Genomic DNA, 26,711 nt, shown 5'->3' with positions numbered 1-26,711 from the left:
TCCAGAACACACTGCCGCAACGTTGTTTGGTGCACGGATCTGCCGCGATCCGGGCGCCGGCCCATGTCCACCGAATACTCAGCGTTCGTGACCGACTCGGGGTTGCCGTCGCAGCGTCCCGAGTGCTTCGCGTCCCCGACCGCTGCACCTGGACCCGTGCGCCGACAGGCCGTTCGGCATAGCCCGGCCGCCGGCAGCGTGGCACCCGGGCATCCTGGCAACCGCCGATCAGGCCAGCCGCCCTACTTCCGACCCCGCGGTCAAACAAACCTCGCACCTACCGCTCGCCAAACCAGCGTCACGCCATGCCGCTCACAGCAATTCGAACTTGCCGTGTTCGATGGCTACCGTGACGCCGGTCTCGGCACGCAGAGCCTGGACGAGCGCAGCGTCCGCAGCGGCAACGCCCTCGGCTGGAGGCTGGATGTAGTCGCCGATGACGGTGACCCCGTCGAAGCCCATGTAGAACGCGGCGAGCGCACTCACCTCGAAGTTGTGGAACACGCCAGTGCCCGACACGATGGCTTCGAGGCGTTCGACGGCCCCTTCGAGGCTGGCCTTGGGGTACTGGCGATGCTCGACGGAGATGGCGATGTCCCGGCGGCGGGCTTCCTCCAGGATCTGCTGCTGGATACGGTCGGATGGCCCGTGCCACACCAGCACCGTGGAGCCAGTCTCGGCGTCGTTGACGGAGTCGATGTAGCCGCGTCGTCCTTTCAATACGCCCTTGACGGCTACGGTAGCGCCGCACCGGCTAACCTGCGGGGGGCTGGGACATCACGCCGCGCCTCGGTGAGATCAAGGTCCCGGCTTGGTGCTCACCTGACCTACGACCTCATCTCGCCTGACGTCGCCCGCGACCTCACCGCGCGGCTGCCCGACTTCTGGTCAGCGCTCTTCGAGAACTCGCCACATGCCGCTCGTTGAGAAGCCGGACCGCTTCCTCGCGTCGTCGGCGGCTTCCTCCATGACGCCGATCATCAGGCGACGGCGGTCGGCGCCGACACGATGCTTTTCGGGTACGCCACCGATGCGGCGGTGGTCGGCGCCAGGTGGAGATCGGGTCAGTGGCCGAGGGCGGCCATGTTGGCTTCGTCGTAGCGGTCGCCGGTGGCCGGCGTCAGGTTGTCCAGTCGGGCGATCTGGTCGTCGGTGAGGCGGATACTGTCAGCGGCGGCGTTCTCCTCCAGCCGGTCGATGCGCGTGGTGCCGGGGATGGGGGCGATGGCGTCGCCCTGGGCGAGCAGCCAGGCGAGGGCGATCTGTGCGGGGGTGGCCGCAGCTTCGGCGGCGACGGCGCGGACCTCGTCGACGATGCGCATGTTGCGTTCGAGGTTGCCGCCGGCGAAGCGTGGGTTGGTGCGGCGCCAGTCGTCGGCGTCGAGATCGTCCAGCGTACGGATGCCGCCGGTGAGGAATCCACGGCCGAGCGGGGAGTACGGGACGAGGCCTACACCCAATTCCCGCAGGACCGGCAGCACCGCGGCCTCAGGGTCGCGGACCCACAGGGAATACTCGGACTGCACCGCGGCGATCGGATGAACGGCGTGCGCCCGCCGGATCGTCGCGGGGCCGGCCTCCGATAGTCCGATGTGCCGGATCTTGCCCTCGGCCACCAGCTCGGCCAGCGCGCCGACGGTCTCCTCGATCGGCGTGTCCGGATCGCCCCGGTGCTGGTAGTAGAGGTCGAGGTGGTCGGTGCCGAGGCGGCGCAGCGATCCCTCCACCGCGAGTCGGATGTTGGCCGGGGTGCTGTCGTTGCCCGGGCGGCCGATGTGCGAGATGTGACCGAACTTGGTCGCGAGTACGACCTCGTCGCGGCGTCCCTTGATGGCGCGGCCGACCAGTTCCTCGTTGACGTAGGGGCCGTACGCCTCGGCGGTGTCGATGTGGGTGACGCCGAGGTCCAGTGCCCGTTGGATGGTGCGGATCGACTGGTCGTCGCGCTGGCCGGCACCGGTGTAGAAGGCCGACATGCCCATGGCGCCCAGACCGATGTGGGAGGTCTCCAGTCCGCCGAGCGAGGTGCTTCTCATCGTGGTGCTCCTCTTCCTGTGGTAGCTGCGACCGATTAAAGTTCCGATCGGTCCAGAACGCTAGCACATCTGGACCGATCGGGAGTAAAGTCGGTCGTGACGAGAGAGAGACAGCAGCCCGCGTCAGTTTCGGATCAGGAGATGCCTTCATGAGCGGATCCCAGAACACAGTGTTCGGCCGCCCTCGGGAGTTCGACGTCGACGAGGTGCTGGAGCGCGCCATGCAGGTGTTCTGGGCGCGGGGGTACGACGGCACCAGCCTCACGGACCTGACCGGCGCGATGGGGATCACCAAGTCGAGCATGTACGCCGCCTTCGGCAACAAGGAGCAGCTGTTCCGCAAGGCCGTGCAGCGCTACGCCGAGGGGCCGGCCTCCTACGCGACGCGGGCCTTGCGGGAGCCCACAGCGCGCGCGGTGGCCGAGGCGTTCCTGCGGGGAGCCGTCCGGACGACGACCTCGCCCGGCCGCCCCACGGGATGCCTGTCCGTTCAGGGCGCGCTGGCGTTGAGCGAGCAGAGCCGGCCGGCGCACGACGTGCTGGTCGGCTGGCGCGTTGACGCGGGCGACCAGCTCGAAGCGCGCTTCCGGCGCGCCGTCGAGGAGGGCGACCTTCCGCGTGACGCTGACCCGGGGCGTCTCGCCCGGTTCGTCATGACGACGGGGTTCGGCATCGCCGTCCAGGCCGCGAACGGCCTCGGGCCCGACGCGCTCGACGAGATCGTCGACACAGCACTGCTCGCCTGGCCGGCGTGACGCCCGCGCTCGTGCGCGATCCTCGATCCACGCCACGTTCCGTACCGATCAGACCAAAGATGGTGTTTCGGCGCATGGCACCAACTGCGGAAGGCGAAGGACACGTGATAGAAACCGGGAGGCCGAGCGAGCGACCGGGCGGCAGGGGCCCGCTCGGCGTCGGGATCGTGGGGCTGAGCGCGTCTGGCGGATGGGCTGCCGGGGCCCACCGGCCCGCGATAGCGGCAGTCGACGGCATCGAGCTCACCGCCTTGGCGACGAGTTCCCACGCGTCGGCCGCGGCCGCGGGCGCCGCCTTCGGGGTGCCCGGCTACGCCTCGGCCGCACAGCTCGCGGAGGACGAGAACGTCGACCTCGTGGTCGTTGCGGTCAAGGTGCCCCGGCACCGCGAGCTGGTGGTGCCCGCGCTACGGGCCGGCGTGCCGGTGCTCAGCGAATGGCCCTTCGCCGTCAACCTGGCGGAAGCCGTGAAGATGGAAGGCGCCGCCCGGGGCACGCCGAGCTTCATCGGGCTGTACGGCCGCTGCTCGCCCACCATCCGCTGGCTGGCCGGCCTCGTCGCCGACGGGTACGTCGGCGACGTGCTGTCCGCGACGGTGCTGGCGTCGTCGATCGAGTGGGGCACCCCGGTTTCCGAGCGCATGCGATACACCCTCGATCGCACGCTCGGCGCCACGATGCTCACCATCGCCTTCGGAAATGCCATCGACGTGGTGTCGATGGTCGTCGGCGAGCTGCGGGACGTGGTCGCCTCGACGGCGACCCGGCGCCCGATGATTCCGCTCGGCCGGACCGGACAGACCGTCCCGATGACCGCCGAGGACCAGATCGCCGTCTCCGGAACGCTGCCGAACGGAGCGATCCTCTCCGTCCATCACCGTGGCGCGCCCATGACCGGACCGGGATTTTCCCTGCTCGTCGACGGTACCGAGGGGACCCTCGAGATCGCCTCCGCGGGCGGATATCCACACCTCGGGCCCGTCACGGTGCGCGGCGCTCGAGGTCACGCCCCACTGTCCCGGCTGACGCCGCCCGACGGCCACGATGACTATCCCCACCTGGCCGGGACCCCTGCCCACAACCTGGCGCACCTGTACGCGGCGATCCGCGACGATCTGACCAACGGCAGTGCGACCGCCCCGGACTTCGCCCACGCCGTCAGACGTCACCGGCTCCTGGACGCGATCGTCCGATCGTCCGTCGAGGGACGACGCGTGACTCTCACGGACCTCTGACAAGGACTCCCCGTAACGCGCCGGACCGCTTTCGCTTCGGCGATCAGCAGATTTCGTACGGAAGGATCAGTGTTGATGACCGAGAATGGCCTGCACGACTTTTACCTGCGATACATCGCGGCACTCAACGCCCACGAGTTCGGCGGCATGGACGAGTTCATCGCCGAGAAGGTCCTGCTCGGCGGCAAGCCCGGCACCCGGGACGCCGTCGTCGACGTCCTCGAGGGGATCGTCGACGCCGTGCCGGACATCCACTGGGAGATCCAGGAGATGCTGTTCGACCGCGACGGCATCGCCGTCCGCCTGACCAACACCGGCACGCCGGCCAAGGAGTGGCTCGGCGTCCAGCCGTCCGGAGCCTCTTTCACCATCGTCGAGTACGCGATCTACAAGGTCCGTGACGGCAGGTTCATCCACATGACCAATTTGCATGACTCGGCCGAGATGCTGCGCCAGCTGACCGCTTGACATCTCCTGAAAGTCCCGCGCCGGACCAAGACCCGGGTGCGTTCCACGACTGTTCCGTTGATCAAATGACGGCAGCAGATCGCGGCGCGTACGAGGCGGAGGGGTCCTGACTTCGAACTCCCGGCGGGTTTCTGTGCTGCGCGCAGCGCGGAGCCCGTTGCGCAGGTCGCTTCGCGACGCGGTTACCTGCTCAGACGGGCCTGTTCGATCATCGGCCGGTCCAGCAGCTGAGCTCCATGCCGTCCTCGACCGGGAAGTCGACGCTGATGTAGCCGTTGCCCGGGTCGCGGACGTAGGCCACATAGTCGCTCATCGACTCGAATGTGGAGTCGTCGCCGACGACCGGGGCGCCCGGGGCGAGCCGGTCTTCGAGCAGGCGCAGGACGGGTAGGCACATCTCCTTCCAGCCGTCGAGCAGTGCCAGGCCGATCGGGCCGCCGACCGTGCCGAGGGTGGTCAGCGCGTCGCCCTCGAGCACGGTCACGAGGTCGCTGAGCCCGGCCGCTTCGATATTGGCGCGGGCTGCCTTGACCTTGGTCGCGCTGAGCTCGGTCGTGGTGACGTGCCCGATTCCGTTGTCGCGCACGGCCGCGGCGAGGTAGAGGGTCGAGATTCCGTACGAGGTGCCGAACTCGACCACGGTCTGCGGGCGGGCCGTGCGGACCAGGGCGTAGAGCAGGTTTCCGCCGCTGGCCGAGATCGGCATGTAGACGTCTTCGAGCAGGTCCGAGCGTTCCTGGGGGGTGACGGTGGGCGCGGGCCGGCCCGGGGAGCGCTCATAGTCGCGCTCGGCCTCGGTGAACAGCCGGGCGATCAGGTCGCGGACCACAGGGTCGTGCAGTGTCGTCGTCATGACGGTTAGATTAGACGCAACGTTGCGTCTACGGAAGTGGTGGCTCTTGTAACGTCTCCGGGGGACTCGGACGCCTCACGGGAAAGGCGCCTCACGAGAAGGAGCGCCCGATGCATCACGGCAACCGGCACGGCCGGAGCGAGGCGGCCCGCGAGGCCGTGCTCCAGGCGGCGGACGACCTCGTCGCTGAGATCGGCTACGCCAACCTCACCATCGAGGGCATCGCAGCCCGGGCCGGCGTAGCCAAGCAGACGATCTACCGGTGGTGGCGTTCCAAGACCGACATCCTGGTCGACGCGTTCGCCGCCGACAGCGTCCAGGAGCTCACGTTGCCCGACACCGGTGCCTTGCGCACCGACCTGCGCGCCCACCTCGACGAGCTGGTCCGCTTCCTCGAGGTGTCCGACTCGGGCGCGGTGTTCCGCGCCTTGGCCGGTCAGGCCCAGCACGATCCGGAGCTGGCCACCCGGCTGCGCGCGGAGGTTCTGCCACGGCTGCGCGCCCGCGACCGAGTGCCGTTCGACCGGGCAGCGGCACGCGGCGAGCTGCCCGCCGACGTCGACGTCGACCTACTCGTCGACCAGACGGTCGGTCCGATCCACTTCCGGGTACTCGTGACGGGCGAACCTGTGACACCCGCACTGCTGAATGCGCTGGTCACCAAGGCGGGACAGGGACAGCCGGAGGAGCCACCCAGCCAGAAACCGCCGGGCGCGGCAGCCGCCACTCAGGCGGCTCGAGCTCGCTGAGGAAGCAATCTTCATCACGAGCGGACGGAGGAGGAAACGACCCAGCGGGCATGCCTCGCCTGTAAAACGATCGCGTTCATCGGCGACGGCGCCGAACACCGGAGCGGGACCGGCCACGACTTTTGCGCCTGCACCCTGAAACTGCCGATGAGCGTGCACCTGATCTTGGCCGTTCGGAAGTCACCACAACGCGGCGGCCGCTGCCACCAACGCGACCGCTGACGCCCCAGCGCGGATGCGGTCGACGCGCAGGAGGAAAGCGATCCGGCCCGGATCGTGCCTCGCGCCCAGCCGCGCATGCGCCGGCGCCGCCGCAGCCGCGGTGACGGTGAACGTCACCGCGGTCGCCGCCAGCGCCACCAGCGTCCAGGCACTGGGGCCTGACCACAGCGCCCAGGCCCCGGTCAACACCAGCGCGCCGTAGATGATGACGACAAGCCAGGTGACCGCCCGGGAATGAGCTCGGTGCGCGACCGGCCATTGCGCCGCGGGAACCTTCGCCAAGGCTGGATATACCACTGCCGTGACCGTCGCCTGGAAGCCGAAATGGGCCGCGGTCGATGCCAGCAGAGCAGTCTCGGACGTGATCACATCTGCGAGCGAATCATGCTTGGCTGCCGGGCCGACCGGCGGGACGCGTTGATGTCGCCCGCGCCGGCGGCCGGACAGCGACTTTCCCGCAGCCGGTGTCGTTCACCGAGTCGGCCAGGAGAAGTCCCAGACCAGGTCGCCGGGGTCGTCGCCGATGTCGGTTGCCGGGGTGTCGACAAGGTACGGTGCGACCTCCTGCTGCCAGCGCTGATTCACCGGATCCCTGTCCAGGATTTCGTCCATGTGCTGACGGTCGAGCGCGACCACCTGATGGGTGAGGATCAAGTCGTTGCGGTAGATCCGCCAGGCCATGACACCCGCGGCGCGCATCACCGCGTCCAGGTCGGCCGGGATCGCCCGGTGGAAGTCGTCGTACGCCGGGCCCCGGCCCGGCGCGAGAAAGGTGTGAAACTCAAACGGCTCGCCGAGCCCTGCACTGCTCACTTCAGCTCCGTCCAAGGTCGCAACCGCACTTCGCGGCACGTCAGCGTATCCCCGGCCGGGGACGCCGGGCTGCGCGGTGGCCGGATCAACCGGACCTGATCGCGTCCATGCCACGCCCGCTACTGATTGCGTGTCAGCGACATACCAGCATCCGGATCCAGCCGACGGCATGGTGGGCGGCCTGGAAGTCCGCGAACGACGTTGATCGTGGCTGTACGACGTGGAGGAGTAGCCGGACGGTCGCGACGAGAAGCGTCAGCACGGACGGACAGCACATACTCCGACTCGTCTTGCTCAACGGGCCGCCGGCGTGCGGCAAGTCGACGTTGGCGCGCAGGTACGTTGAAGAACATCCGCTGAGCCTCAACCTCGACATCGACGTGGTCCGCGGTCTGATCGGCAGTTGGCGCGACCACGCTCCTGCGGCCGGACTTCTGGCCCGGTCCATCGCGTTGGCCGGTGCGCGAGTCCACCTGACCGGTGGGCACGACGTGGTGGTGCCGCAGTTGGTTGCCCGGCCCGCCTTCATCGATCAGGCCGCGGCTCTCGCGGGCGAGCTGAATTGCACGTTCCATGAGATCGTCCTGCTCGACCGCGAGGAGAACTCTGTACGCCGCTTCGTCGAGCGCTCCGCCGCCAGTCAATCGACTTTCCGTGACACGGCGGAGATGCTCGGCCGGCAGGGACAACTCACCCGCCTGGACGAGATGTACGACCAGCTCATGGCCTTGTAGCGGCGCGCCCCGCGATGACTGTCATTCGCTTGCGAGATGGCGCGGTTGAAGAGGCATATCGCGACCTTCTCGACGCATTGTCCTAGCTTGATCCGGTGCACGGATCTGCCCGATCCGCGGGCTACGCAGCGTCACAGTGAGGCGGGCGCTGACGCACGGAGGCGCGCCTTTTTTGAACTGTGTTCCGGCCGCATCCGTGCAGCGGGCTGTCGATTTTTCGGCCTCGGTCACATATCGGCGACGGTCAGCCATTCGGCAGAGCCTGGCCGGTAGCCGTACCGTTTCGTCAAACTGTGCACGATGGCGGGCACGTGAGCGGCGCCGTAAACAACGGCGACCTCGATGTTCTCCCCGCTGTGCTCCTCGTGCAGACGGCAGAGAACGGCCAGCAGCCGATTGTCGCGTTCACCACCGAAGGCAGCCTCGAGTCGTGGCGACCAGTCGGCGAGATCCTCTTCTGCCGCCGAGGGCAGGTCGTTCTGTTCCACCGACCGCGACCAGATCATCCGGGTGCCGCCGAGCAGGCGCGTCACCACGACGAAGGGAAGCGCGCACCACATCATCAGCCGGTGCGACAGCGGCACTCGCCGCCAGTTGACCGCGAAATCCTCGACGCTGACATCCGGGCGTACCACCGGAACACCCAGCGCTGCGTAGTCGATGTCCTGCTCGACCAGTTCGGCTCGCCGGTTGAACCGAAGCACCGTGTAGCTGAGCGTCAGCGCGCCGACCAGGACCGAGCGCTTCCGCCGGCCGCCGCCTACGCCCTCGACCACTACGACGTCCGCCCTCTGGAGGCGGGTGGTCACTGTTGCATAGAACGCGGGCTTCGCCATATGGATCATCGGGTACAGCACGAACTGCAGCGCTGACTCACGACGCCGCAGCCGGACAACCGCCGACCGGACCCCGAATTCGGTCACCTCGATGATCTGCATGTCGCCCTCGCACTGCGTCGGAACTGTGCCCGTCATAGTGGCAGCGATCGTCCAGCGCAGACAGCCGGTTGCACCCACCCGCCGGAAAACAACAGACCCACAAGGCCGCGGATTGCTGTTGATCGCCGAATGCCATGGACTGAGCCCGAGCCTTGGTCCAATCACCTCGATCACGGGCTGGACGGTGAGTCCGGGGCGACGCGGGCGGTCGATTCGCGCACCACCAGCCGGGGGCGGATCACATGGCGGGCAACGCGTTCGCCGGTGGCGATGCGTTCCACCAGCATCCGGAAGCCGGCCCGGCCCAGCTCCACGAAGTCCATCCAGACGGTTGTCAGTGGTGGTGCGAAGTGCCGTGCGTCGGGCATGTCGTCCACACCGGCGATCGAGTAGTCGGCCGGCGCGACCAGGCCGCGGCGCCTCAGCGCGTTCATGAAGCCCAGGGCCATCTGGTCGTTGCCGCTGAAGACGGCCGAGAAGGTCCCGGCATCGACGCGGGAGCCGGCATCGAAGCCGGACTGCGCCGACCAGTCGCCGCGCAGGATCGGCAGGGGTGCGGCGGACACCTCGGCCAAGGCGTCGCGGTAGCCGAGTTCCCGATCCTCGGCCTCGTTGACCCGTTCGGGCCCGGCGATGTGCAGGATCCGCCGGTGTCCCAGCTCGGTCAGGTGCCGGGTGGCGAGAATCGCGGCCTCGTAGGAGTCGACCGTCGCGGAGTCCGCGCTGGGCCACGCATGTCCGGAGAGGATGACGACCGGCACGGTCTCCCAGACTCGGTGCAGGGCGTCCTCGATGCCCGGATGGGGGGAGGAGATGAGGATGCCGTCCACCCGGGCTGACAGGAACCGGTCCAGCGCCTCGTGGACCTCGCGCGGAGCGTCGGCGTCGGCCGGGTCGAAGTCGACCCAGCTGCTGAACAGGGCGTATCCGGCGTCGTGGGCGGCCTCGTTGAGGCCCTGCAGGATCGACCAGGTGCCGTAGACCGAAGGCCCGGTGATGAGGACGCCGACGGTCCGGGTCTCGTTCACCCGCAGGTTCCGGGCCGACCCGTTGAACTGGTAGTTGAGCTCGGCGATGGCCGATTTGATGCGGGCGCGCGTCTCGGCGCTGACGTAGCCCTTGCCGGTGTAGTACCGCGAGACCGTCTGGGCCGACACGCCGGCCACCCGGCCGACGTCGACCATCTTGGGCCGCGACTGCGACATGGAGCCCCCCGGCGTGAGTATCGCGCAAGAACAACTTCTCGTTACCAACGTGTTACATCCGCACCCCTGGGCCGGGGCGGATGTCATCGATAACCTATCGCACAAGTTATCGATAACTCACACGTCTTCGGTCCACGTGCGAGGTGAATAGATATGCCGCTCTGGATCGACATAACAACTGAGGAGGTTCGGTGCCTGTCGTGTCCCGTCGCCGCGTTGTCATCGACACCGACGCCAAGAACGAGGCTGACGACCAGTTCGCGATCGTCCACGGCCTGCTCTCGTCCACGCTGGACGTCCGCGGGCTCATCGCCGCCCACTTCGGCCGGCGCCGCACCGACCGCAGCATGGAGGAGTCCCGCGAGGAGATCGACCGGCTGCTGCACCTGCTCGATCTCGACGGCGAGGTCGTGGTGGCCAACGGCGCCGCCGAGCCGATCGCCGACGAGAAAACCCCTCAGGACAGCCCGGGTGCGCGGTTGATCATCGAGGAGAGCCGGCTCGCCTCGCCCGGCGACAAGCTCTACGTCGCCTTCCTCGGTCCGCTCACCGACATGGCGTCGGCGATCCTGCTCGACCCTCAGATCGTCCGTCGCGACGTGGTGGTGATCTGGATCGGTGGTGTCGGTTACGGCGGTGTCGACGCCGCCTACCCGGGGCTGGAGTTCAACCTGGGCAACGACATCGCAGCCGCCAACGTGGTCTTCGGCTCGGGCATCGAGGTGATGCAGGTGCCGTCGAACGTGTATTCACAGGTCTCCGTCGGCTACGCCGAACTCGAGGAGAAGATCGGCGGCACCTCCCGCCTCGCCGATTACCTGATTCAACAGCTGGTCGAGTGGAACGCGACCCACCACCCGGAGCCCATCGAGTCCCGGTCGCTCGGTGACTCGCCCGCGATCTCCCTGATGCTCTACCCGCGCGGCGCCCAGTTCCGCACCGTGCCGGCCCCCCGCTTCGGTCGCGAGGGCCACTACCTGCCGGGCTCCGGCAATCCGATCCGAGTCGTCGAGACCGTCGACGTCCGGTACCTGCTCGAGGACATGTTCGCCAAGATCCGCCGATTCGGCCGGCAGCAACAGTCCGGCCGATCGGACGTTCCCCCGACAAGGAGATGACATGAACGACAGCGCTCTGAGCCGCCGCCGATTCCTCACCCTGACCGGCGGCGCCACCCTCGCCGCCGGGCTCGCCGCGTGCACCGGGACGGGCGGCGATTCGGCCGGTGCCCCGGCCGGCGGCTCGGGCAACGGCTCCAAGGACCTGCGGCTGTTCACCTACGAGGACAACACGACCATCGGTCTGCTCAAGGAGCAGGTCAAGCAGTTCGACGCCCAGAACGGCGCGAACACCACCGTCGACTCGCTGCCCGGCTCGGGTGCGGCGGTCTACCCGGACAAGCTGCGCACCGAGTTGCTCGGCGGCAAGGGGCCGGATGTGTGGCGCATCTGGGGCGGCCAGATCGGGGCCCCGTTCGTGAAGGCCAAGCAGGCCATGGACCTGAGTCCCTACTACCAGAAGTACGGCTGGGACTCGAAGATCAATCAGGCCGCCGTGGCCGGCATGACCTTCGACGGGGTCAAGGGCGGCATGCCGTTCGTCGCTCTCGGCATCGGCGCCTGGTACAACAAAGCGACCTGGAGCAAGGCGGGCGTCACCACACCGCCGAAGTCGTACGCCGAACTGGAAGAAGTCAACGCCAAGCTGGTCGCCGCCGGCATCACCCCGCTGGGGACCGGAGGCAAGTACGGCTGGCACGTCATGCGGCTGTTCGAATACCTGCTCGAAGTCTCGGCCGGACCGGAACTGCACGACAAACTGCTCGCGGGCGCCGAGAGCTGGGACCGCCCCGAAGTCGTCACCGCGTTCACGAACTTCAAGAAGTGGCAGGACCAGAAGTGGATGCCCGAGGGCGCCATCGGTCTCGACCCGGCCGACGTCGAGCTCTGGTACGTGCAGGGCAAGAGCGCCTACACGATCACCGGGCCGTGGACCGAGGCGGCGGCCATCCAGTCGGCCGAGAAGAAGTCGGCGGACTACGGCGTCTTCCAGCTCCCGACCGGGCACGAGCCGGCCCGTCACTCCGGCTTCGTCGAGGGCTACATGATCAACGCCAGGGCGGGGAACCCCGACCTGGCCGCCGCCCTGCTCGACTTCCTGAACCAGCCGGCCACCGTCAAGGCGCTCAAGGTGACCGCCTCGGTCGTGACCGGCGCCGAGCCGGACCAGGCGACCCTGCCGCTGTCGTACGAGTGGTCGCAGGGCCCGGGCAAGCAGCCGTTCTACACGATCCAGGACCAGGCCTTTCCCAAGAAGGAGGCTGACCAGTACTTCGCGATCCAGAGCGACGTGCTGCAGGGCAAGGCCGGCCCGGCCGATGCCGCCAGGAAGATGCAGGACGTCGTCAAGGCCTGGAAGAGGTGAGCCGAGCCAAGACCAGGCACGGGGGCCTGGTGGCCTGGGGCTTCGCCGCCCCGGCGCTGCTGGTCTACCTCGGGTTCCTGGTCTATCCGGCCCTGAACTCGCTGTGGTTCAGCTTCACCGACTGGGACGGGCTCAGCGCCGGCTACAACGTCGTCGGCCTGGACAACTACACCACGATGGTGGACGACCCGGTGGTCGCGCAGGCCGCGGTCAACAATCTGATCTGGGCCGTGGTCACCGTCGTGGCGCCGGTGCTGCTCGGTCTGGCCCTGGCCGTCGTGCTCAACGGCAAGGTGCGCGGCAAACCCGTTCTCCGGCTCATCTTCTACACCCCGGCTGTGCTGCCGCTGGTGTCGGTCGCCTCGATCTGGGGCTGGCTCTACAACCCGCAGTACGGCGCGATCAACGCCTTCCTGCGGGCGATCGGGCTCGACGGGCTGGCCCAGCCCTGGCTGGGCCAGGACTCGACTGCGCTGGGCGCGACCATGGTGGCCGCCATCTGGTTGCGCGTCGGCTTTCCGATGCTCCTGTACCTGGCCGCCCTGCAGAGCATCAGCGCGGACCTGTACGAGGCGGCGACCGTCGACGGAGCGAGCCGGTGGCAACAGTTCTGGCACATCACCATGCCGGGTCTGCGGCCGGCGCACTACGTCGTGATCGCGCTGTCGGTCATCGAATCGTTCAAGGTGTTCGACCTGATCTACGCCATGACCTACGGCGGGCCGGGCACGGCGACCCAGGTCATGGGCACGTGGATGTACTTCAACGTCTTCCAGTACAACCAGGCCGGCTACGGCACGGCCATCGCCGTCGTCATCACCGTCGTGGCGATCGCGGTCAGCATCCCGTACGTCCGCTCCCAGACGAAGGAGCACGCGGTATGACGTCTGTCGTTCCCCCCTCGGTTCTGACGGACGCGGCCGTCAGCGGACCCGTCACGTCCGGTCCCCGTCGCCGGGCGAAGGGTGGCATCGCATCCACCGTCCTGACGTCGGTGGCTGCTCTGGTGTGGATCTCGCCCCTGGTGCTGCTCGTCGTCACCGCCTTGCGTCCGCTGGCCGATTTCGTAGCCCAAGGTCCCCTGTCCTGGCCCGGCACCTTCACGTTCCAGAACTTCGCCGACGCCTGGGACATCGGCAACTTCGCCACCACGTATCGCAACAGCACGGTCCTGCTCATCCTCAAGGTTCCCGTGGGGGTCTTCCTCTCGGCGATGCTCGCCTACGCGCTGGCCAAGCTGCGCATCCGATTCGGCGCGGCCATCATGTACACGGTCTTCCTCGGGCTGACCATCCCGATCTACATCACGATCGTGCCGGTCTTCGTCATGGCCCGTAGCGCCGGTCTCACCGACAACCTGATCGGGCTCATCGGTCCGTATCTGGCTTTCGGGATCCCGTTCGAGGTGCTGGTGCTGCAGGCGTTCATCCGGCAGATTCCCGACGAGATCATCGAGGCGGCGAAGATCGACGGCGCCGGGGCCTGGCGGATCTTCCTGACCGTGGTGCTGCCGCTGTCCGCGCCGGCCCTGGTCACCGTGTTCATCCTGGACGCGGTGGCGACCTGGAACGAGTTCCTGTTCGCGCTGATCCTGCTCAACTCCGATGCGAGCAAGACGATCCCGGTCGGGCTGCTCAATTTCCAGGGCCAGTTCTCCAACAACAGTACGGGTCTGGCCGCGGGCATCCTGATCGCCGTGGTGCCGATCCTGATCGCGTACACGTTCCTGCAGCGCTGGATCGTCGGCGGCCTGACCGCCGGCGCCTCGAAGGGGTGAGGTCATGAAGGCCGGTGCGTGGCAGGAAGCGGAGATCACGCTGACCGCCGAGACCGAGATCGCCGGCCCGTACCTGTCGGTGGACGTGTGGGCCACCTTCATCCACGACAACGGGACGGTGTTGCGGCGGCCCGCCTTCCATGACGGCGGCCCGGTCTGGCGCGTCAGGTTCGCCTCACCGGCCGGCTCCGGCCGGTGGCGGTGGATCACCTCCGCGAATGTGCCCGACCCGGGCTTGCACGGAGTCGCCGGCAGCCTGGAGGTCGTTCCCGGTGACAGCGCCAGTCCGTTTCACCAGCACGGCTTCTGGCGTATGTCGACGGGTGGGCGCAGCCTCATCCACGCGGACGGCGCCCCGGCGCTGCTGGTCGCCGACACGGCGTGGGCGCTGCCGTGGCGGGCCACCGAGGACCAGGTCCGCGACTACGCCCGCGACCGGCAGGCCAAGGGCTTCAACGCCGTCCTGCTGATGAGCGTGCAGCCCGACATGCGTGCCACCGGCCCTCGCGACCGCACCGCGGACGAGGGTTTCGACGTCGGCTTCGACGACCTCCCGGAGGGCCGGCTCACCCGTCTGAACGCCGGATACTTCCAGTACCTGGACCGGTTGCTCGGCATCCTCGGCGAACACGGCATCGTTCCCGTCCTGCAACCGGTCTTCCAGGGCTTCGGCTGGAAGGGCCTGGACGTGGCCGGCACGGTGGTGCCGCCGGGGGAGTACGCCCGCTACTGCCGTTATCTGGTCGCGCGCTACGGCGCCCGGCCCGTGGTCTATCTGGTCGGCGCCGACGGCTCCGGCACCGAGCCGCAGATCGAAGCCGGCGGTCGCGAGGTGCACGACAGCGACTGCTATGCCCAGCCCACCGGCATCCACTACCGCCCGCACGCCCGAGCCGACGCCCATCAAGGCGCGGCGTGGCTCGACTTCCAGTGGTGCCAGACCGGCCACGGCGGTGAGCACGTGCCCGAACGCGTCGCGGACATGAGGCGCAACCTGCCGGTGCGAGCCGTCGCGAACGGCGAACCGACCTACGAGCGCACCGGCCGAGCCGACGTGGCCTCCGGCTGGTGGCAGGGGCACGAGGCGTGGAGCAACCTGTGCGCCGGCGGAACCATGGGCGTCGTGTACGGCGCGGCCAACCTCTGGCAGTGGGTGCAGCGCGACGGCGAACCCGGCCACGCTCCGTACTTCCTGGGTCCGCTTGGCAGCTGGCGGGACGCCCTCGACTACGAGGGTTCGACCTACGTCGGCCTGCTCGGACGGATCCTGGCCGGCCTGCCCACCACGGACATGCGGCCGGACTGGGAGACCTTCATCGGCCCGCGCGGGCTGGTGGTGCCCGGCGAACTGGCGATCGTCTACCAGGAAGCCGGCGGCCGCCTGCCGATGATGCAAAACACGGGCACGCTGTCCGCCTACCGCATCGTCGACCCGCGGAGCGGCGCCGTGCGCGCGACCGGCCGGCTCGAACCGGGGGAGGCTCTCGAGGCCGACCCGGCCGGCCGGCCCCGCGTGGTGATCTTTCAGGCTGTGGCGGGCGAGGTCTGACGGCTCATGACACGAGTGGGAACTGTCCAGGGGCACGTCCGTGGACCTCGATGCCCCCAGGTTTCGTTACGGTGGGTGGTATGACGACGTACTCCGGCCCGGCGAGGCTCACCCTGGCCGACGGCATCCAGGTGTCCGGCATGGCCTCGCTCAGCAAGAATCAGCGTGGCGGCATCGATGGTTGGGGCGGCACCTTCCGCCCCGACCAGACCAGTGCGGACATCCGTAATGCGGGTGAAGGACTGACCTTGGAGCTGCCCTACGACCAGACCGGTTCGGTGTCCGTCACCGGTGTCCGGAAGCTGCTCGCGACTCAGACCCTGGTGTCGCTGGCCGGGAGCGGCCCCGCACCGTTCTGATCGCGGTGACCTGGCGGCCTAGGTGGTCAGTCCGAACCGTTCGACGATGTCCGGGAGCCACTCCGGCTCGCCGAACTGCAGGCCGTAGCGTTCCGCGAGGTCGGCGCCCTGTTCGGCTGCCGCCGGGCCGGCTGCGATCAGCTCGGCCACCTCGCGGAAGAAGTGCTCGAAGCCGGCCGGGCTGATGATCTCGATCATTCGGGCGGGGACCGCGCCGGCGTTCCACATCGCGTGGAGCTCGCCGCGGGGCTTGGCGATGGAGCCGCCGGGGCCGAGCACCACTTCCCGGTCGCCCGAGCGGAAGCCGATCTCCCCCTCGGTCACGATCGAGTACTCGTCCTCCCGGGTGTGCAGGTGTGGCGCTACCAGCGCGCCGACCGGGAACGGGTGCTCGACGATCGCCAGCGCGCCGCCGGTGTCCTCGCCCCACAGTTTGAAGTGCACGCCGATGTCGCCGAGTTCGCCCACGCGCCCGCCGCCCGGCTGCACCACGGTCAGCGGCGGCGGCTCCGATGTCGTCATGCGACGTGAATACCGCATCCGGGAGGCTGCCGGCCAGCGAGATTCAGCCGTCCGCACGGTGTGAGGGAACTCGCGGGACGGTTTGCCGACAAGGTGGTGGCGCGGGAGCGGAGTGGTGACGAAGCTGGTCCCCATGACGGGCTTTGATCGGGGTCTTGCGCGGGACAGCGCCGAGCTTCTGCGCGTCAAGCGGCTCGAGCTGTCCTCTCTCACCATTCCGGCCGGGCGCGGCTGGAGTCCTCTGAACGAGAAGGTCGCCGAGGCGCTCGACGGGCATCCGGCCGGCATCGGTGAGGTCGTCAAACGGCTGGTCACCGTGCAGGACATCCTGGACGAGCTGCCGCCGAGCCGGGCCGCGAACCGGGTGTCGGCGTTCAACGAGCTCTACCTGAAGATCACCCGGCGGGTGGAGACCGCGCTGGTCACGGGGGTCAACTCGCCCGACTTCCTCGAGCTGCTCGACGTCGAGTTCGCCAAGCGCTACTTCGACGCGCTGACGCTGTGGAACAACGACGACGAACAGACCCCGGACGTCTGGGAGGTGCTCTTCAAGCGGGCCGGCGACGTGCAGATGAGCCGGCTGGCCGCGGCCATGCTCGGCGTCAACGCGCACATCAACCACGACCTGGCGCTCGCCCTGATCGGCACGTGGAACGAGCTCGGCGCTCCGGAAGCCGGCGACGAGATGATCCACCCCGACTATCTGCTGGTCAACGAGATCTTCTACGAGGAGATCCCGCCGCTGCGCCGCGGCTTCGCCACCCGTTGGCAGCTCGAGCTCGACGAGTTCGTCGGGCCGCTCGACGACTGGAGCCAGCGCATCCTGGTCACCGTGACCCGGGCCCGTGCCTGGGACCAGGCGCGCCGCCTGTGGCTGCTGCGCCACGACACCGAGGACTTCGAGCAGGCCCGTCGCACGATGGACCGCGCCGCGTCGCTGCTCGCCGAGTGGGCGATCGTGGGCGACCGCCTGGTGAGCCACACCGGATCCGGCGTCACCCTGAGCTGGCGCCTGCTGCGCCGCCTGCTGACAACCCCGGAGGCGGACCGTTAGAGACCGTCTTCCTGGTTGAGCCGGGGGCGGTAGGTGGCGATCCAGATCTCCACGTCGCGGGCGTCCCAGACCTTGCCCATCTCGAGCTCCTGATACGGGTCGGGGAAGTCCTTGCGGGTGATGATCTGCTGGACGCGCTGGCGGCTGATGCCGAGTCTGCGGCGGATCTCGCCGGCGCCCATCAGGACCACCTTCTCCATGTCGCGAGACTATAGGCGCGACCGCTGGTCACGCCGCCTTGCCCGGTGACTAGGCTTGAGTCAGCCGGCCGCGCACCGTGGCCAGGGCATCGGCGTTGTCGGCGTCAACGGTCTGAGCCAGGTCGGCGACGGTCACCGCGCGCAGGGATGCGCGCCAGGCCTCGTCGGCGGCCGACATCACCCGGGCGATCGGGCACGGCCGCAGGCAGGACCTCGGGGGGAGTGGCCAGGGGGCCGCGCTGCCGGATCTCGGTGCAGGTGAACGCCGGCTGAGGGCCGTCCACGGCCTCGACGACATCGAGAACGGTGATCTCGTCCGCCGGGCGGGCCAGCTCGTAGCCGCCCGCGTAGCCCTGGGCGGCCCGGATCAGGCCGGCCCGGGAGAGCGCCTGCAGTTGCTTGGCGAGGTAGCTGCTGGACACGTCGTGCAGTTCGGCCAGGCGGACGGCGGGCACGGGGCGCTCGGCCGCGCTCACCACGACGATCACCGGGGAGGGGCTGGCCGAAGCGCTGCGCGGCGTCGGCGCCGTGGTCGACGTGACCAACGCGCCGTCGTGGGGTGACGACGAGGTGCTGGCGTTCTTCACCACGTCGGCCCGCAACCAGGCCGAGGCGGAGAAGGCGGCCGGCGTACGCCATCACCTGGCTGTGACGATCGTGAACGCCGACACCATGCCGGACAGCGGCTACATGCGGGCCAAGGTGGCTCAGGAGCAGGTCATCGCCGAGAGCGGCATCCCGTACACGATCGTGCGGGCCACTCAGTTCTACGAGTTCCTCAGCATGATCGCGGGCGCCAGCACGGTCGACGGCGAGGTGCGGGTGACCACGGCCGCGTAGCAAGTAGTCAGAGGCCGAACACGTGGCCGAGCCCGGTCACCTCGATCGCCTTGCGGACCGGCGGTGACGGCTCGGCCAGCGTGAAGGTCACGCCGCTGGCGGCCGCGCTGTTGCGGGCGCTGACCAGGGCCCCCAAGCCGTACGAGTCGATGAAGTCGAGGCCGGCGACGTCGATCCGCAGGTAGCGGACGGCGGGATCGGCGGCGATGGCGGCCAGCTGGTCACGCACGGCGTCGGCCCGGTCGAGGTCGAGCTCGCCGCTCAGCGCGGCGACGACCAGACCGTCGGCGTCAGCCGGCTCGTACAGAATCGTGGCGTCCAAGGGCATTGGCCAAACCTACCCGGAGGTCGCCATTGCGGCACGGGGAGAGATCAACTCCGACCGGCCGCGAGCGCCTGGTGCACCGAGCGCACCGCGCTGGCGCCCTCGCCGACCGCCGCCGCCACCCGTTTCATCGACGACCACCGCACGTCCCCCGCCGCGAACACCCCCGGCACGCTGCTCTCGAACGGCAGCGGCCCGCGCCCCACCCCGGTCCACCGGTCCCCGAGCTGCACGTCGGTCGGCACGAACCCCCTCTCGTCCAGCGCCACGTCAGTGAGCCAGCCGGTGGCCGGGGTGGCCCCGATGAAACAGAACAGCCCGGAGCACCCGCACAGGCCGGGCTCGGCGCCGGTCGTCAGCGTGACCTCCTCGAGCCGGTGCCTGCCGGCCAGCCCGGTCACCTCGGTCGACGTGCGCACGGTGATCCGGGGGTCGGCCAGCACCCGTTCGACGGCGGCGGCCAGCCCGGCTGGTCCGGCGCCCACGATGGTCAGGTCGGCCACCCCCTTCGGCGTACGCCGGAAAGTCAGCCCGAGCCGATGGCTGAGCGCCCGCGGCTCGACGTTGCGCAGGGTGACCCGGGGCAGGATCGCCGCCGGCAGGTCGGCCTCGGTGAGGCCGGCCGCCGCGATCTCGTCCCGGCCCTCGGGGGTGTCGTGCTCGACCCAGCGGTGCGGCATGTCCTGCCGGATCAGGAAGGTCCGCAGCGCCAGCCCGCTCCCGCTCGCCTCGTCCGCGATGATCGCCAGGTTGCGCCCGGCCCGCTGCACGAGAAGCTGGCGGCGAGCGATGAACGAGCGCAGCAGCAGATCGCTGAGCTCGGTGTCCTGGGCCATCAGGAGCCGGAACTGATCCGGCGGCACCCGGTGGACCACACCGGACGCGACCGCCCGCGCCGACAGGATGCGGGACTGCCCGGTCAGCAGGTTGAGCTCACCGACGAACTGCCTCGGCTTCGCGGCCAGCGCCGGCCCGTCGTGGACGTCGCCCAGCGCGACCTCGATCTCGCCCGACTCCACGAGCAGCATGTCCGCGTCGTCGTCGCCCACGTCGAACACGACCTGGCCCTCGACGATCGGTTCGGGGCGGCCGTAGGCGGCGGCCCGGGCGAACTGGACCTCGTCGAGCGTCGGGAAGGCCGACTTCGCGAGATCCTCGAGACGGTCCCCGAGCTCGGGAAAGGATGACGTCACCACGCCGACGATGCTCCCATCGGGCCGGGGTCGCGACAATCCGTCGGTTGACCGGTGGGGCGGTCGCGCGGCCCCGCGGACCGATCCGGTATGGTTCTCTCATCGCGGACGTAGCGCAGCTGGTAGCGCATCACCTTGCCAAGGTGAGGGTCGCGGGTTCGAATCCCGTCGTCCGCTCTTTTCACGCTTATTTCTGACACCGTCAGCCGGCTCACAGACGACTAGTGTGAGTTCGTGCCGATGGAGCCGGTGGGCCGCGGCGGGGCGGCGCGTGTGATGGTCTGGGTCGCTCATCTGAGCGCCCCGATGGCCGGTCTCTGGCTGCTCGTCGCCCGGCCCGATCTCGACCTCCACTGGCAGCACGAGCCCTCCCACTTCTGGCTGGTTCTCCTTGTCGCGCTGGTCAGCCTCGGGCTCGCGATCGTCATCAACCAGGCCGCCCGGCGCCGCGGCGACACGCGGTTGCTGCTGGTCGCCCTGTCGTTCCTGGTCGCCGCCGCGTTCCTCGGGCTGCACGCGGCGGCCACCCCGCAGGTTGTGCTCGACGCGCGCAACGCCGGCTTCGCGTACGCGTCCCCGGTCGGCCTCACCTTGGCCGCGTTGTTCGCGGCGGCCAGCGCGGCCGAGCTGTCGCCGGCCGGCGAGAACCGACTGCTGCGCTGGTCGGGGTGGTTGCGCGGAGCCGTGCTGACGGTCGCCGGGGCCTGGGCCGTCGTGTCGCTCACCGGCCGGCCGCCGCTCAACCGGGTGCCCGGCGCCGACGAGGGCACGCCGGCGATCCTGCTGGCCGCGGCGGGCTTCATCCTTTTCGGGTACGCGGCCGTCCGCTACTACCTGCTCTACCGGCGGCGGCGCGCGGTCATGCTGCTGTCCGTGGTCACGGCATACGTGTTGCTCGCCGAGTCGGCCGTGGCGATGGCCGCCGGTACCAGCTGGCACGCGTCCTGGTGGTTGTGGCACGCGCTGATGGCGGTCGGGTTCGGTTACGTCGCGTACAGCGCCTGGGTGCAGTACCGCAACGAGGGCGCGGCGTCGGGGCTGTTCGCTGCGGTGGGGCGCGACGAGACCGTACGACAGGTGCGCGCCGAATACAGCGCGGCGCTGGAGGGGCTGGTCGACACGCTGCGCAGCGGGGAGCAGGGCGCGCTCACCGAAGGTCAGACAGCGGCCGCCACCGAACGGGTGGCGCGGCGCTTCGAGCTCACCGACGGTCAGGCCGCCGTGCTGGGCCGGGCCGCCGATGCTCTCGCCGCCGAGCGGGACCAGATCCGCAAGCTGGGCGCGCTCGTCGCCGTCGGCCAGGATGCCCGGGTCAAGGTGGCGGATCTCGAGTTGCTGCGCGGGGCGGTGCGCCGGGTCGCGTCGGTCTTCGGGGGTTACACCGTACGGATAGCTCTGGTCGAAGAGGACAGGCTGGTGCTCCCGCCGATGCTCGCGGCGGGACCGGACGCCGCCGCGCCGGTCGAGGTTCACACCGTACGCCTGGCGCAGGCCGCCCTGGCCGAGGCGCACGAGCGCGAGCAGGACGGCTCGCTCTACCTGCCGTTCCTGGTCAAGGGGCATCCGGCCGGCGTGCTGATCGCCACCCGCCGCGGCCCGGCGCCCGAACGCGACGCCGTCCTGCTCGCCTCGCTGGCCGCCCAGATCGCGATCGCGCTCGAGAACGCCCGCCTCTACCGCAGTCTCGACGTGCTGTTCCGGCAGTACATGTCGCCCGACGTCGCGACCGCCCTGGTCGCCGACCCCAGCCAGGCCGCGCTGGGCGGGGCGGTGCTCGAGGTGACCTCGCTCTTCGCCGACCTGCGGGGCTTCACGACCTTCTCGGAACGCTCGACGCCGACGCAGATCGTGGACATGCTCAACCAGTACTTCGACGTGGCCACCCGGGCCGTGCTCGACGAGAACGGCACCGTCGTCCAGTTCGTCGGCGACGCGCTGATGGCCCTGTTCAACGCGCCCGCCCGCCAGCCCGACCACGCCGTGCGGGCGGCCCGCGCGGCGCTGACCATCCAGCGTGAGGTCGACCGGATAGCCGCCGTCCGCCCGGGATGGCCGCGGTTCCGGGTCGGGGTGAACACGGGCGAGGCGCTGGTCGGCAACATCGGCGGCGAGGCGCTGCGCAACTTCAACGCGATGGGCGACGCGGTCAACGTGGCCGCCCGGCTCGAGTCGCAGGCCCAACCGGGCCAGGTGGTGATCGGCGCCGCCACCCGCGACCGGATGGGCGACTGCGCGCTGGTCACCCCGCTGGGCGACCTGATGGTCAAGGGGCGGATCCAGCCGGTGTCCGCCTTCGTGCTGCACGGTTTGCGAGGGGAGGGCCCGTGGTCCCTGAGCCTGGTCTCCTGACCCGCACCGACCCCGGGGAGTTCGTCGGCCTGCTCACCGAGGGCGATCGGGACGACCTGTTCCGGATGGGCCGGCGGCGGCGCTGGCCGGCCGGGGCGACCCTGTTCAGCGAGGGCGACCGGTCGACGACGGTGGTGCTCGTGCTGACCGGCCGGGCCAAGGTGTTCTCGCTGACCGCCCAGGGCGGCGAGGTGCTGCTGGCCATCCGGGGGCCGGGCGCCCTGCTGGGGGAGATGTCGGCGCTCGACGGTGCTCCCCGCTCGGCTTCCGTGTCCGCTTTGGAGCCCCTCGAGGCGTACGTCGTGGGGGTGACCGCTTTTCTCGACTTCCTGGGGACGCATCCGGACGCGGCGGTGCGGATCGTCCGGATGATCGTGTCGCGGCTGCGGGACGCCGACCGCAAGCGGGTCGAGTTCGGCACCTACGACGCCCTGGGCCGGGTCGCGCTGCGGCTGGCCGAGCTGGCCGACCGGTTCGGGGCCGATGCCGAGCACGGCGTACGCATCACCCTGCCCCTCACCCAGGACGAGCTGGCTGCGTGGACCGGGTCGTCGCGCGAGTCGGTGACCAAGGCGCTGCGTACGCTGCGCCGCCAGGGAATCATCGAGACCAGCCGCCGCTCGGTGTCGGTCATCGACCTCGACCGGCTGCGCGACCGCGCGAAGTGACTGTCACTTCGCGCGGCCGCTTGGTTGCTCTACAGGTCAGGGCAGTTCGCAGCTGTTCCGCAGGTCGCCCGCGTTCGAGAAGCAGGTGTCCGTGCCGACGCCGCCGAAGTTGCGGTCGTTGGCGTTCACCCCGTCGAGGCTGTTGAGCCGGTCGTTGCCGGCGTCACCGAACAGGAAGTCGTTGCCGGCCCCGCCGGTGATGTTGTCGTTGCCGACGCCGCCGCGCGAGACGTCGTTGCCCGCGTCGCCCCGCAGGATGTCGTTGCCCGCCAGCCCGGCCTGGGTGTCGTTGCCCGAGCCGCCGTTGACGACGTCGTTCCCGGCCCCGCCGTCCTGCCTGTCGTTCCCGGAGCCTCCCTGCAGGTTGTCGTTGCCCGCGTCACCACGCTGGGTGTCGTTGCCGGAGCCGCCGGAGACGGTGTCGTTACCGGCCCCGCCGAGCTGGTTGTCGTTGCCCGCGTCGCCGCTCAGCCGGTCGTTGCCGGTGGACCCGGACTGGGTGTCGTTGCCGAGACCGCCGACGATGAGGTCGTTGCCGACCCCGCCGAACTGACGGTCGTTCCCGCTGCCGCCGACGAGGACGTCGTTGCCCGCGTCGCCGAACTGGGTGTCGTTGCCGGCGTCGCCGTTGAGCCGGTCGTTGCCGTTGCCGCCCCGCTGCAGGTCGGCGCCGAGCCCACCGACGAGGGTGTCGTTGCCCGCCCCGCCGTTCTCGTTGTCGTTGCCGGCGCCGCCGTCGAGCCGGTCGTTGCCCGCGCCACCGGCGAGGATGTCGTTGCCGGCGTTCCCGTTGACGGTGTCGTTGCCCGAGCCGCCGGTCAGGATGTCGTTGCCGGTGCCGCCGTTGATGGTCGAACGGGTGCTGGTCCGGTTGGTTACGCGGTCGTTGAGGTTGCCGGAGTTGATGACCATGCGGACCACGTTGTTGGCCGAGCACCGGATCGTGTTCGCGACGGCCGTGCACCCCGCGCCGGCCACCAGGTTGTCACCCGTGTCGCGGACGAAGAAGAAGTTCCCCACCCGGTCGACCGTGATGTTGTTGGCCCGGTTGACCGACGCGTTCACGACCAGCGCATTGCCGGCCTTGAACACGTTGGTGGTGGCGTGGGCCGGCGCGGACAGAATGAACGCGGGAGCGGCGCCGGCTACGGCCAGGACGGCGAGTCGGAGCATTCGTCGTCGCCCGGTCGCGTTCTGCAGTGGATTCATGTGGTTTCTTCCCCCCTGGAAGGTCTCGCGCCCCGGAAGGGGCACCGCTGAACCTTCGCAGCCGAATGGGCTCGGGTATGAGGAAGAATTACGCGTCCGAACTGGTAAAGATGCCTGTTGAACTGTCGCCTAATTGCTAGCGGGCGCTTTCTTGCATCTCCTTGCTACTGTTCCGCACGCATTTCCTGCGCGCAAGTCACACGCGGAAAGCGGAAACGACGCTGCGCAACTCCGACGACATCCGGGCCAGGTCGGCCGTGGCCTCCTGAGTCTCGGCGACGCTCTGACTCGTCAGGCGCGCGGCCTCGGCGACGCCGGTGATGTTCTCGGCGATCTCGCCCGATCCGGCGGCGGCCTCGGTGACGCTGCGGTTCATCTCGGCCGTGGTGGCCGTCTGCTCCTCGACGGCCGACGCGATCGTCGTCTGGAAGTCGCTGATCCGCTCGATGACCACCGAGATCTCCTCGATCGCGGCGACCGCGCCGCTGGTGTCGGCCTGGATCGCCTCCACCCGTTTCGAGATGTCCTCGGTGGCGCGGGCCGTCTCCTGCGCCAGGTCCTTCACCTCGCTGGCGACGACCGCGAAGCCCTTGCCGGCGTCGCCGGCCCGGGCCGCCTCGATGGTGGCGTTGAGCGCCAGCAGGTTGGTCTGCTCGGCGATCGAGGTGATCGTCTTGATGACGTTGCCGATCTCGGCCGACGACTCGCCCAGCTTGCCCATCGTGGCCGACGTGGTGGCGGTGACGGCGACCGCCTCCGAGGCGACCCGTGCGGCCTCGGCGGCGTTCTGCGAGATCTCGCGGATCGACGCGCCCATCTGCTCGCCGCCGGCCGAGACACTGTCGACGCTGCGCGAGACCTGCTCGGCGGCGGCCGAGACCGCCTGTGCCTGCACGGAGGTCTCCTCGGCGGTGGAGGCGATCCGGGTGGTGGTGTCGGTCATCCGGTCGGACGCGCCGGACAGGGAGGCGGCCGAGGCCTCGATGGTGGCGACCGTCGCCCGGAGCCGGGTCATCGCGGTGTCCAGCGACCGGCCCATGCGGCCCGGCTCGTCAGCGGTGGTCAATCCGGTCGTACGGGTGAGGTCGCCGTCGGCCAGGCCGTCGCAGACGACCGTGACCTTGGACAGGGAGCCCACGATCCGCCGGGCCACCCACGTACCGAGTCCGAGAGCGACGGCCAGCCCCACGATCAGGATGATGATCGCCCGATTGCGGTTGCCGGTGTAACCGTCGTGCGCGGCGGCGGAATTGCGGGCGGCGTCCTGGGTCTCCTCCTCGTCCAGCGCCGCGACGGAGGTGGAAACCTTGTTCAGGATCGGCATCGCCTCGTTGTCGCGGATCGCCGCCCACCCGACGAGGTCTTTGCGTTCGCCGGCAGGCAGCAGCCGGTTGCGGGCGATGTCCAGGTAGGCGTTCCAGTCCGACTGCAGCTGGTCGATCACCGCCGGGTCCCCGGCCGCCCCGCTGTTGCGGTAAGCCGTCATCGCGTCGGCGAAGGCCTCGGTGTTGTCCGCGAACTGGGTGGCGAACTTCTGCGTGGCCGCCGGCGTGGTCGAGAGCGCGTGGTTGGCGGTATCCAGGCGGACCTCGCTGATCTCGGACCGCACCTGGCCCACGGCCTTGATGCTGGCGACGTTGCTCTCGTAGATCAGCTGGGCCGACGCGCTGGCGTGCCGCAGAGCGATCAGACCCATGATGCCGACGACCAGCGCCACCAGCGCCGCCGCGGCCACCGCGGACAGAACTTTGACGCTGACGCCGAGGTCGTCGAAAGAACGCCGTCCCGGACGTGTCGCGGGCATCGGCTCGGTGAGGGCCAGCGCACTCATGTCGCTCTCCGTGGTTGCCGTGGTCTGTCCCTCCAACTATTACGAATGATTCTCACCAAAGCGGCACGTATCGGGAATGTTCTAATGGTCCACGTGGCACGAGTGCCCTGAGGGGTTCGGTGTGGCTGATGGTGCGGACTCTGCCAGCCGTGCCCGTCCGGCCACCCCTGCCCGTCAGGCAACCCCTGCCCGCCGAGTCGGCCACGCCACCCCTGCCCGCCGGGCCCCCTCCTGCCGGCCGCGTCGGCCACGCCACCCGGGTCGGTCGAGCAATCCGTGCCGGCTGAGTCGGGCTACGCCACGCCTGCCCGCTGAGCCGCCCTGCTCGCTGAGCCGCCCTGCTCGCTGAGCCGCCCTGCTCGCTGAGCCGCCCTGCTCGCTGAGCCGCCCTGCTCGCTGAGCC

General features: G+C 69.4%; 29 protein-coding genes and 1 tRNA gene. 16 read left to right on the top strand and 14 right to left on the bottom strand.

Features of this window, described 5'->3' with window-relative positions:
* Window positions 1–312 precede the first annotated feature (312 nt).
* Window positions 313–720 (bottom strand): hypothetical protein, encoded by a 408-nt coding sequence (locus tag KXC43_RS06020; RefSeq protein WP_221374936.1) that lies wholly within the window; start codon window positions 718–720, stop codon window positions 313–315.
* 344 nt (window positions 721–1,064) lie between these two features.
* On the bottom strand, window positions 1,065–2,036 hold the full coding sequence (locus KXC43_RS06015) for an aldo/keto reductase (RefSeq protein ID WP_221374935.1): 972 nt from the start codon (window positions 2,034–2,036) through the stop codon (window positions 1,065–1,067).
* Between the two features lie 149 nt (window positions 2,037–2,185).
* On the opposite strand from KXC43_RS06015, the gene KXC43_RS06010 reads away from it, so the two are divergent.
* From KXC43_RS06010 to KXC43_RS06000, 3 genes are all read left to right on the top strand, one after another.
* Window positions 2,186–2,791 carry a TetR/AcrR family transcriptional regulator gene (locus KXC43_RS06010; RefSeq protein WP_221374934.1) on the top strand — a complete coding sequence of 202 codons (606 nt, stop codon included), beginning with the start codon at window positions 2,186–2,188 and terminating at the stop codon, window positions 2,789–2,791.
* Between the two features lie 167 nt (window positions 2,792–2,958).
* Window positions 2,959–4,026, top strand: a complete 1,068-nt coding sequence (locus tag KXC43_RS06005; protein ID WP_221374933.1) for a Gfo/Idh/MocA family protein — start codon at window positions 2,959–2,961, stop codon at window positions 4,024–4,026.
* A 75-nt stretch (window positions 4,027–4,101) separates the two neighbouring features.
* Complete coding sequence (locus KXC43_RS06000; protein ID WP_221374932.1) at window positions 4,102–4,494, top strand: ester cyclase; 393 nt, start codon at window positions 4,102–4,104, stop codon at window positions 4,492–4,494.
* A 208-nt stretch (window positions 4,495–4,702) separates the two neighbouring features.
* Here KXC43_RS06000 and KXC43_RS05995 read toward each other — a convergent pair whose 3' ends face one another.
* On the bottom strand, window positions 4,703–5,347 hold the full coding sequence (locus KXC43_RS05995; protein WP_221374931.1) for an O-methyltransferase: 645 nt from the start codon (window positions 5,345–5,347) through the stop codon (window positions 4,703–4,705).
* A gap of 110 nt (window positions 5,348–5,457) precedes the next feature.
* Here KXC43_RS05995 and KXC43_RS05990 point away from each other — a divergent pair, with 110 nt between their 5' ends.
* The gene (locus KXC43_RS05990) at window positions 5,458–6,096 is read left to right on the top strand and encodes a TetR/AcrR family transcriptional regulator (protein WP_221374930.1); all 639 of its coding nucleotides are present in this window, start codon (window positions 5,458–5,460) and stop codon (window positions 6,094–6,096) included.
* A gap of 180 nt (window positions 6,097–6,276) precedes the next feature.
* On the opposite strand, the gene KXC43_RS05985 is transcribed toward KXC43_RS05990, so the two are convergent.
* Complete coding sequence (locus KXC43_RS05985; protein WP_221374929.1) at window positions 6,277–6,687, bottom strand: hypothetical protein; 411 nt, start codon at window positions 6,685–6,687, stop codon at window positions 6,277–6,279.
* Between the two features lie 102 nt (window positions 6,688–6,789).
* Window positions 6,790–7,131, bottom strand: coding sequence for an L-rhamnose mutarotase (locus tag KXC43_RS05980; RefSeq protein WP_221374928.1), 342 nt, complete (start codon window positions 7,129–7,131; stop codon window positions 6,790–6,792).
* A gap of 290 nt (window positions 7,132–7,421) precedes the next feature.
* Here KXC43_RS05980 and KXC43_RS05975 point away from each other — a divergent pair, with 290 nt between their 5' ends.
* Entirely contained in the window at window positions 7,422–7,865 is a 444-nt protein-coding gene (locus KXC43_RS05975) for an AAA family ATPase (RefSeq protein WP_221374927.1), read from the top strand.
* A gap of 227 nt (window positions 7,866–8,092) precedes the next feature.
* Here the strand turns inward: KXC43_RS05975 and KXC43_RS05970 are convergent, their stop codons facing one another.
* Together KXC43_RS05970 and KXC43_RS05965 are read right to left on the bottom strand one after the other, a co-directional pair.
* On the bottom strand, window positions 8,093–8,803 hold the full coding sequence (locus tag KXC43_RS05970) for a hypothetical protein (RefSeq protein WP_221374926.1): 711 nt from the start codon (window positions 8,801–8,803) through the stop codon (window positions 8,093–8,095).
* Between the two features lie 170 nt (window positions 8,804–8,973).
* Window positions 8,974–10,008: a LacI family DNA-binding transcriptional regulator gene (locus KXC43_RS05965; RefSeq protein WP_221374925.1), complete on the bottom strand. Its 1,035-nt coding sequence runs from the start codon at window positions 10,006–10,008 to the stop codon at window positions 8,974–8,976.
* Window positions 10,009–10,199: 191 nt separating this feature from the next.
* On the opposite strand from KXC43_RS05965, the gene KXC43_RS05960 reads away from it, so the two are divergent.
* From KXC43_RS05960 to KXC43_RS05935, 6 genes are all read left to right on the top strand, one after another.
* Entirely contained in the window at window positions 10,200–11,126 is a 927-nt protein-coding gene (locus tag KXC43_RS05960; protein WP_308128976.1) for a nucleoside hydrolase, read from the top strand.
* Between the two features lies 1 nt (window position 11,127).
* Window positions 11,128–12,432, top strand: a complete 1,305-nt coding sequence (locus tag KXC43_RS05955; RefSeq protein ID WP_221374924.1) for an ABC transporter substrate-binding protein — start codon at window positions 11,128–11,130, stop codon at window positions 12,430–12,432.
* Window positions 12,429–13,316 (top strand): carbohydrate ABC transporter permease, encoded by an 888-nt coding sequence (locus KXC43_RS05950; RefSeq protein ID WP_308128975.1) that lies wholly within the window; start codon window positions 12,429–12,431, stop codon window positions 13,314–13,316. The genes KXC43_RS05955 and KXC43_RS05950 overlap by 4 nt, the downstream gene beginning before the upstream one ends.
* Window positions 13,313–14,209: a carbohydrate ABC transporter permease gene (locus KXC43_RS05945; RefSeq protein WP_221374923.1), complete on the top strand. Its 897-nt coding sequence runs from the start codon at window positions 13,313–13,315 to the stop codon at window positions 14,207–14,209. Before KXC43_RS05950 ends, KXC43_RS05945 begins: the two co-directional genes overlap by 4 nt.
* Before the next feature lie 4 nt (window positions 14,210–14,213).
* Window positions 14,214–15,758: a glycoside hydrolase family 140 protein gene (locus KXC43_RS05940; RefSeq protein WP_221374922.1), complete on the top strand. Its 1,545-nt coding sequence runs from the start codon at window positions 14,214–14,216 to the stop codon at window positions 15,756–15,758.
* A gap of 80 nt (window positions 15,759–15,838) precedes the next feature.
* Window positions 15,839–16,117 carry a hypothetical protein gene (locus KXC43_RS05935; protein WP_221374921.1) on the top strand — a complete coding sequence of 93 codons (279 nt, stop codon included), beginning with the start codon at window positions 15,839–15,841 and terminating at the stop codon, window positions 16,115–16,117.
* Between the two features lie 18 nt (window positions 16,118–16,135).
* Here the strand turns inward: KXC43_RS05935 and KXC43_RS05930 are convergent, their stop codons facing one another.
* The gene (locus KXC43_RS05930; protein WP_221374920.1) at window positions 16,136–16,639 is read right to left on the bottom strand and encodes a cupin domain-containing protein; all 504 of its coding nucleotides are present in this window, start codon (window positions 16,637–16,639) and stop codon (window positions 16,136–16,138) included.
* A 133-nt stretch (window positions 16,640–16,772) separates the two neighbouring features.
* On the opposite strand from KXC43_RS05930, the gene KXC43_RS05925 reads away from it, so the two are divergent.
* A complete protein-coding gene (locus KXC43_RS05925) occupies window positions 16,773–17,693 on the top strand; it encodes a DUF5995 family protein (RefSeq protein WP_221374919.1) in 921 nt (306 codons plus the stop codon).
* Here the strand turns inward: KXC43_RS05925 and KXC43_RS05920 are convergent.
* A complete protein-coding gene (locus tag KXC43_RS05920) occupies window positions 17,690–17,893 on the bottom strand; it encodes a DNA-binding protein (protein WP_221374918.1) in 204 nt (67 codons plus the stop codon). The genes KXC43_RS05925 and KXC43_RS05920 overlap by 4 nt on opposite strands.
* Before the next feature lie 104 nt (window positions 17,894–17,997).
* On the bottom strand, window positions 17,998–18,438 hold the full coding sequence (locus KXC43_RS05915; protein ID WP_255643609.1) for an RrF2 family transcriptional regulator: 441 nt from the start codon (window positions 18,436–18,438) through the stop codon (window positions 17,998–18,000).
* Here KXC43_RS05915 and KXC43_RS05910 point away from each other — a divergent pair.
* On the top strand, window positions 18,431–18,733 hold the full coding sequence (locus tag KXC43_RS05910) for an SDR family oxidoreductase (RefSeq protein WP_308128974.1): 303 nt from the start codon (window positions 18,431–18,433) through the stop codon (window positions 18,731–18,733). The genes KXC43_RS05915 and KXC43_RS05910 overlap by 8 nt on opposite strands.
* Window positions 18,734–18,740: 7 nt before the next feature.
* On the opposite strand, the gene KXC43_RS05905 is transcribed toward KXC43_RS05910, so the two are convergent.
* Together KXC43_RS05905 and KXC43_RS05900 are read right to left on the bottom strand one after the other, a co-directional pair.
* Window positions 18,741–19,061, bottom strand: coding sequence for an STAS domain-containing protein (locus KXC43_RS05905; protein ID WP_221374917.1), 321 nt, complete (start codon window positions 19,059–19,061; stop codon window positions 18,741–18,743).
* 44 nt (window positions 19,062–19,105) lie between these two features.
* A complete protein-coding gene (locus tag KXC43_RS05900) occupies window positions 19,106–20,254 on the bottom strand; it encodes an FAD-dependent oxidoreductase (RefSeq protein WP_308128973.1) in 1,149 nt (382 codons plus the stop codon).
* A gap of 101 nt (window positions 20,255–20,355) precedes the next feature.
* On the opposite strand from KXC43_RS05900, the gene KXC43_RS05895 reads away from it, so the two are divergent.
* The 3 genes from KXC43_RS05895 (at window position 20,356) to KXC43_RS05885 (ending at window position 23,268) form a co-directional block, all read left to right on the top strand.
* A tRNA-Gly gene (locus KXC43_RS05895) sits at window positions 20,356–20,428 on the top strand.
* 63 nt (window positions 20,429–20,491) lie between these two features.
* Window positions 20,492–22,600, top strand: a complete 2,109-nt coding sequence (locus KXC43_RS52605; RefSeq protein ID WP_308128998.1) for an adenylate/guanylate cyclase domain-containing protein — start codon at window positions 20,492–20,494, stop codon at window positions 22,598–22,600.
* Between the two features lie 65 nt (window positions 22,601–22,665).
* Complete coding sequence (locus KXC43_RS05885; RefSeq protein WP_255643644.1) at window positions 22,666–23,268, top strand: Crp/Fnr family transcriptional regulator; 603 nt, start codon at window positions 22,666–22,668, stop codon at window positions 23,266–23,268.
* Window positions 23,269–23,304: 36 nt separating this feature from the next.
* Here the strand turns inward: KXC43_RS05885 and KXC43_RS05880 are convergent, their stop codons facing one another.
* Window positions 23,305–24,477 (bottom strand): calcium-binding protein, encoded by a 1,173-nt coding sequence (locus tag KXC43_RS05880; protein WP_221374915.1) that lies wholly within the window; start codon window positions 24,475–24,477, stop codon window positions 23,305–23,307.
* Window positions 24,478–24,673: 196 nt separating this feature from the next.
* A complete protein-coding gene (locus tag KXC43_RS05875; RefSeq protein ID WP_255643607.1) occupies window positions 24,674–26,308 on the bottom strand; it encodes a methyl-accepting chemotaxis protein in 1,635 nt (544 codons plus the stop codon).
* Between the last annotated feature and the right edge of the window lie 403 nt (window positions 26,309–26,711).

Source organism: Paractinoplanes polyasparticus, from assembly GCF_019710575.1.
In the GTDB taxonomy this organism is placed as follows: Bacteria; Actinomycetota; Actinomycetes; order Mycobacteriales; family Micromonosporaceae; genus Actinoplanes; species Actinoplanes polyasparticus.
This window is presented reverse-complemented; position numbering and strand designations above follow the sequence as displayed.

Coding starts and splice junctions, on each gene's coding strand:
- KXC43_RS06015 (WP_221374935.1), bottom strand. CDS start 2,036: ATGAGAAGCACCTCGCTCGGCGGACTGGAGACCTCCCACATCGGTCTG.
- KXC43_RS06010 (WP_221374934.1), top strand. CDS start 2,186: ATGAGCGGATCCCAGAACACAGTGTTCGGCCGCCCTCGGGAGTTCGAC.
- KXC43_RS06000 (WP_221374932.1), top strand. CDS start 4,102: ATGACCGAGAATGGCCTGCACGACTTTTACCTGCGATACATCGCGGCA.
- KXC43_RS05995 (WP_221374931.1), bottom strand. CDS start 5,347: ATGACGACGACACTGCACGACCCTGTGGTCCGCGACCTGATCGCCCGG.
- KXC43_RS05990 (WP_221374930.1), top strand. CDS start 5,458: ATGCATCACGGCAACCGGCACGGCCGGAGCGAGGCGGCCCGCGAGGCC.
- KXC43_RS05970 (WP_221374926.1), bottom strand. CDS start 8,803: ATGCAGATCATCGAGGTGACCGAATTCGGGGTCCGGTCGGCGGTTGTC.
- KXC43_RS05965 (WP_221374925.1), bottom strand. CDS start 10,008: ATGTCGCAGTCGCGGCCCAAGATGGTCGACGTCGGCCGGGTGGCCGGC.
- KXC43_RS05955 (WP_221374924.1), top strand. CDS start 11,128: ATGAACGACAGCGCTCTGAGCCGCCGCCGATTCCTCACCCTGACCGGC.
- KXC43_RS05945 (WP_221374923.1), top strand. CDS start 13,313: ATGACGTCTGTCGTTCCCCCCTCGGTTCTGACGGACGCGGCCGTCAGC.
- KXC43_RS05940 (WP_221374922.1), top strand. CDS start 14,214: ATGAAGGCCGGTGCGTGGCAGGAAGCGGAGATCACGCTGACCGCCGAG.
- KXC43_RS05935 (WP_221374921.1), top strand. CDS start 15,839: ATGACGACGTACTCCGGCCCGGCGAGGCTCACCCTGGCCGACGGCATC.
- KXC43_RS05930 (WP_221374920.1), bottom strand. CDS start 16,639: ATGACGACATCGGAGCCGCCGCCGCTGACCGTGGTGCAGCCGGGCGGC.
- KXC43_RS05925 (WP_221374919.1), top strand. CDS start 16,773: ATGACGGGCTTTGATCGGGGTCTTGCGCGGGACAGCGCCGAGCTTCTG.
- KXC43_RS05920 (WP_221374918.1), bottom strand. CDS start 17,893: ATGGAGAAGGTGGTCCTGATGGGCGCCGGCGAGATCCGCCGCAGACTC.
- KXC43_RS05905 (WP_221374917.1), bottom strand. CDS start 19,061: ATGCCCTTGGACGCCACGATTCTGTACGAGCCGGCTGACGCCGACGGT.
- KXC43_RS52605 (WP_308128998.1), top strand. CDS start 20,492: ATGGAGCCGGTGGGCCGCGGCGGGGCGGCGCGTGTGATGGTCTGGGTC.
- KXC43_RS05885 (WP_255643644.1), top strand. CDS start 22,666: ATGGGCCGGCGGCGGCGCTGGCCGGCCGGGGCGACCCTGTTCAGCGAG.
- KXC43_RS05880 (WP_221374915.1), bottom strand. CDS start 24,477: ATGAATCCACTGCAGAACGCGACCGGGCGACGACGAATGCTCCGACTC.
- KXC43_RS05875 (WP_255643607.1), bottom strand. CDS start 26,308: ATGAGTGCGCTGGCCCTCACCGAGCCGATGCCCGCGACACGTCCGGGA.